The organism is Streptomyces hainanensis (assembly GCF_004348415.1).
Taxonomy (GTDB): domain Bacteria; phylum Actinomycetota; class Actinomycetes; order Streptomycetales; family Streptomycetaceae; genus Streptomyces; species Streptomyces hainanensis.
The window spans coordinates 1-4630 of record NZ_SMKI01000555.1; the positions used below are offsets into that span (position 1 = coordinate 1).

At 74.5% G+C, this 4630-nt stretch carries 2 protein-coding genes; one reads left to right on the top strand and one right to left on the bottom strand.

All coding sequences use genetic code 11. The annotated features are described in order from the left end of the window. Positions 1 to 142: 142 nt before the first annotated feature. On the top strand, positions 143 to 3196 hold the full coding sequence (locus tag E1283_RS32325; RefSeq protein ID WP_132821722.1) for an alpha-mannosidase: 3054 nt from the start codon (positions 143 to 145) through the stop codon (positions 3194 to 3196). On the opposite strand, the gene E1283_RS32330 is transcribed toward E1283_RS32325, so the two are convergent. Next, positions 3162 to 4601, bottom strand: a complete 1440-nt coding sequence (locus E1283_RS32330) for a sensor histidine kinase (protein ID WP_132821723.1) — start codon at positions 4599 to 4601, stop codon at positions 3162 to 3164. The two genes, E1283_RS32325 and E1283_RS32330, sit on opposite strands and share 35 nt — an antisense overlap. Between the last annotated feature and the right edge of the window lie 29 nt (positions 4602 to 4630).

The following is a 4630-nucleotide window of genomic DNA, read 5'->3' on the forward strand; positions in this document are numbered from 1 at the left end:
GAGATGTGTATCAGAGACAGCACCGACTCTCCCCGCTCTCCCACCGCGACCGAAGCCGAGCGCCACCGTCCACCACGCCACGTCCGGACCACGACGGCAAGCAGACGACGCAGACGACTAGGACAAGGGAGTCAGCCCAGCCATGCACGATGACCGCAATCTCGTCGAACAACGACTGCACCGGGTGCTGACCGAGCGGATCAGGCCGGCTGTCCACGGCCCGACGGCGCCACTGGCCCTGGAGCGGTGGGACGCGCCGGGCGAGCCGGTGCCGGTGGCCGAGGGGCTCGCCGCCGTCTACCGCCCGGCCGCGGTGGGTGAGTCGTGGGGCCCGGCGTGGGGCACCACGTGGTTCCGGGTCACCGGCCGGGTGCCGCGGGAGTGGGCGGGGCGGACCGTGGAGGCGGTGCTCGACCTGGGCTTCGAGCGGCGGATGCCGGGCTTCCAGTGCGAGGGGCTGGTCTACCGGCCGGACGGCGAGGCCGTGAAGGGCCTGCACCCGCAGAACGACTGGGTGCGGATCGGGGACGCGGTGGCCGGCGGCGAGCCCGTCCAGCTGCTGGTGGAGGCGGCGGCCAACCCGATCCTCAACGAGCAGGGGCCGAGCCCGCTCGGCGACCGGCTGACCGCCGGCGACGAGCCGCTGTACCGGCTGGCGCGGATGGAGCTCGCGGTCTTCGAGCCGGAGGTCTGGGAGCTGGTGCAGGACCTGGAGGTGCTGGGCGGCCTGATGACGCGGCTGGCCGTCGAGGACGCCAGGCGGTGGACGATCCTGCGGGCCGTGGAGCGCGCGCTCGACGCGCTCGACCTGGACGACGTCGTCGGCAGCGCGGCCGACGCCCGGGCCGAGCTGGCCGGGGTGCTGGCCGATCCGGCGCACGCCTCGGCGCACCGGGTCAGCGCGGTGGGGCACGCGCACATCGACTCGGCCTGGCTCTGGCCGCTGCGCGAGACAGTGCGGAAGGTGGCCCGCACCTCCGCGAACGTGGTGCGGCTGATGGACGACCACCCCGAGTTCGTCTTCGCCATGTCGCAGGCGCAGCAGCTGGCCTGGCTCAAGGAGCACCGGCCCGAGGTGTACGCGCGGGTCAAGAAGAAGGTGGCCGAGGGCTCGTTCGTGCCGGTCGGCGGCATGTGGGTGGAGTCGGACACCAACATGGTGGGCGGCGAGGCCATGGCGCGGCAGTTCGTGTACGGCAAGCGGTTCTTCCTCGACGAGTTCGGGATCGAGACCGAGGAGGTGTGGCTGCCCGACTCGTTCGGCTACACGGCGGCGCTGCCGCAGCTGGTGCGGCTCTCCGGCTCGAAGTGGTTCCTGACCCAGAAGATCTCCTGGAGCCAGACCAACCCGTTCCCGCACCACACCTTCTGGTGGGAGGGGATCGACGGCACCCGGGTCTTCACGCACTTCCCGCCGGTGGACACCTACAACTCCGACCTGGGCGGCGAGCAGCTGGCCCACGCGGCGGCCAACTACCGGGAGAAGGGTCGGGGTTCCCGCTCGCTGGTGCCGTTCGGCTTCGGCGACGGCGGTGGCGGCCCGACCCGCGAGATGCTGGCGCGGGCCCGGCGGCTGCGGGACCTGGAGGGCTCGCCGCGGGTGGCGATCGAGCGGCCCGCCGCGTTCTTCGCCGAGGCGGAGGCCGAGTACCCGGACGCGCCGGTGTGGGTGGGCGAGCTGTACCTGGAGCTGCACCGGGGCACCTACACCTCGCAGGCCAAGACGAAGCAGGGCAACCGGCACAGCGAGTCGCTGCTGCGCGAGGCCGAGCTGTGGGCGGCGACGGCGGCGCTGCGGGCGCCGGGGTACGCGTATCCGCACGAGGCGCTGGACGGGATCTGGAAGACGGTGCTGCTGCACCAGTTCCACGACATCCTGCCCGGCTCGTCGATCGCCTGGGTGCACCGGGAGGCGCGGGCGACCTACGCGCGGCTGCGGGACGAGCTGCTCGGCCTGATCGCCGAGGCGCAGCGGGCGTTGGCGGGCGACGGCCCCGGCACGGTGGTGTTCAACGCGGCGCCGCACGAGCGGGGCGGGGTGCCGGCCGGCGGAGCCGGGCCGCGGTCCGGCCCGGCGCCCGGTGCCGAGCCGGTGACGGTGGCGCCCCGCGAAGACGGTGGCTGCACGCTGGCCAACGGGCTGCTGCGGGTGGTGGTCGACGGGCGCGGCCTGGTGGTGTCGGCGGTGGAGCTGGCGACCGGGCGGGAGGCGATCGCGCCGGGCGGCGCGGGCAACCTGCTCCAGGTGCACCCGGACCTGCCCAACCTGTGGGACGCCTGGGACATCGACGCCTTCTACCGGCACCGGGTCGTCGACCTGGTGGCGGTGGACGAGCTGGCGCTGGAGTCGGCCTCGGACGGGGCGGCGACGGTGGCGGTGACCCGCTCGTTCGGCGCCGGCTCGCGGGTGACGCAGCGGCTGACGCTGCGGGCCGGCGCCCGGGTGCTGGACGCCGAGGCGGCGATCGACTGGCACGAGCGGGAGAAGATCCTCAAGGCGGCGTTCCCGCTGGACGTGAAGGCGGACCGGTCGGCGGCCGAGACCCAGTTCGGGCACGTGGAGCGGCCCACCCACACCAACACCTCGTGGGACGCGGCCAAGTTCGAGATCTGCGCGCACCGCTGGCTGCGGGTGGCCGAGCCCGGCTGGGGCGCGGCGCTGGTGAACGACTCGACGTACGGGCACGACGTCACCCGTGAGGTGCGGCCGGACGGCGGGCAGACGACCACGGTGCGGCTGTCGCTGCTGCGGGCACCGCGCTATCCGGACCCGGAGACCGACCAGGGCGAGCACCTGCTGCGGTACGCGCTGGCGCCCGGCGCCTCGCTGCTCGACGCGGTCCGGGAGGGCCACCGGATCAACCTGCCGGAGCGCGAGGCGCCGGGCTCGGCCACCGTGGAGCCCCTGGTGTCGGTGGCCGGCGAGGGCCTGGTGGTGGCGGCCGTGAAGCTGGCCGACGACCGGAGCGGCGACGTGGTGGTCCGGCTCTACGAGGCGGGCGGCGGCCGGTCGTCCGGGCGGCTGACGGCCGGCTTCCCGCTGGCCGGGGTGACCGCGACCGACCTGCTGGAGCGGCCGCTCGACGCGGGTCCGCTGGCCCCGGAGGTCGCGCTCGACACGGACGGCGGCGTGCCGCTCGCGCTGCGCCCGTTCCAGATCGTCACTCTGCGGTTGAGGCCTGCCGCGGCGGGCTGACCGGGGCGGCCTCGTGCCGGGTCTCGGGGGCGTGCCGCGGCAGGGTGATGGTGACCCGCAGGCCGTGGGGCCGGTGGTGGTCGTAGGCCACGTCGGCCCCGGCGGCCCCGAGGAGCGCGCCGACGATGGACAGGCCGAGCCCGGAGCCGTTGATGTTCTGGTGCCGGCCGCTGCGCCAGAAGCGGTCGCCGATGCGTTCCAGCTCGGCGTCGTCGAGCCCCGGTCCCGTGTCGGTGGTGACGATGGTGACGTGGTCGCCGGCGGCGGTGACGGTCAGGGTGACCTCGCCGCCGCTCGGGGTGAACTTGAGCGCGTTGTCGACGAGCGCGTCCAGGGCGCTGGAGAGGCCGACCGGGTCGGCCCAGCCGGTGACGGCGCCGGGGCCGCCGAGCCGCAGGTCGACGCCGCGCCGGTCGGCGACCGGCTGCCAGGCCGACAGCCGCTCGGCGACCAGCGCGGCGACGTCGGTGATCGCCAGGTCCGCCGCGCTGTGTTCGGCGAGCGCGAGGTCGAGGAGGCCGTCGAGCACGGTGGCGAGCCGCTTGCCCTCGGCGCGCACGGAGGCGATCTCGGCGTTGTCCTCGGGCAGTTCGAGGCCCAGCAGGTCGATGCGGAGCAGCAGGGCGGCGAGCGGGTTCCGCAGCTGGTGGGAGGCGTCGGCGACGAAGGCCCGCTGCTGTTCGAGCACCTGCTCGACGTTGTCGGCCATCTCGTTGAACGACTGGGCGAGCCGGCGCAGCTCCGGTGGGCCGCCGGAGGGCGCGACGCGGGCGGTCATCCGTCCGGTGGCGATCTGGTGGGTGGCCCGGTCCAGCACCCGCACCGGTCGCAGCACCCAGCTGGTGAGCTGGACGGCGGCGGCCACGGCGAGCAGGGTGGCGGCGGCCAGGCCGGCCACGATGGGCAGCCAGCCCTGGAGGATCCGGGACCGCAACGGGCCGGTGGGTGACTCGGTGACCACCACGGCTATCACGTCGCCGTCGCGGATCACCGGGGAGGCGACCACCAGGTGCCGGTCGGTGTTCCACGGCCACACCTGGCTCGGGCCCTCGCTGCGCCGGCCGGCCAGCGCCTCGGCGAACTCCTGCGCCTGGCTGCCGCCCGGCATCTGCCAGCCGTGCGGCGACGCCGCCAGCGGCTCGCCGGTGCGTTGGAAGACGCCGGCGCTGATGCCGTAGACGTCGTAGTAGGTGTCGAGCTCCAGTTGGAGCGTGTCGAGTTGGTCCTCGCCGGCGTCACCGGCGGCGAACTGGGCGAGCGAGGCGAAGCGGGCGGTGTCGTCGATCCGGTCGACGACGACGCGCTGCTGCTCGGTGCGCGCCTGGCTGGCGGCGAGCGGGATGCCGAGGGCGAGCAGCACACCGGCCAGCAGGACGATGAGCAGCGGGAGCAGACGTGATCGCATGTGGGGGTCGGGGTGGGGTCAGGACTGTC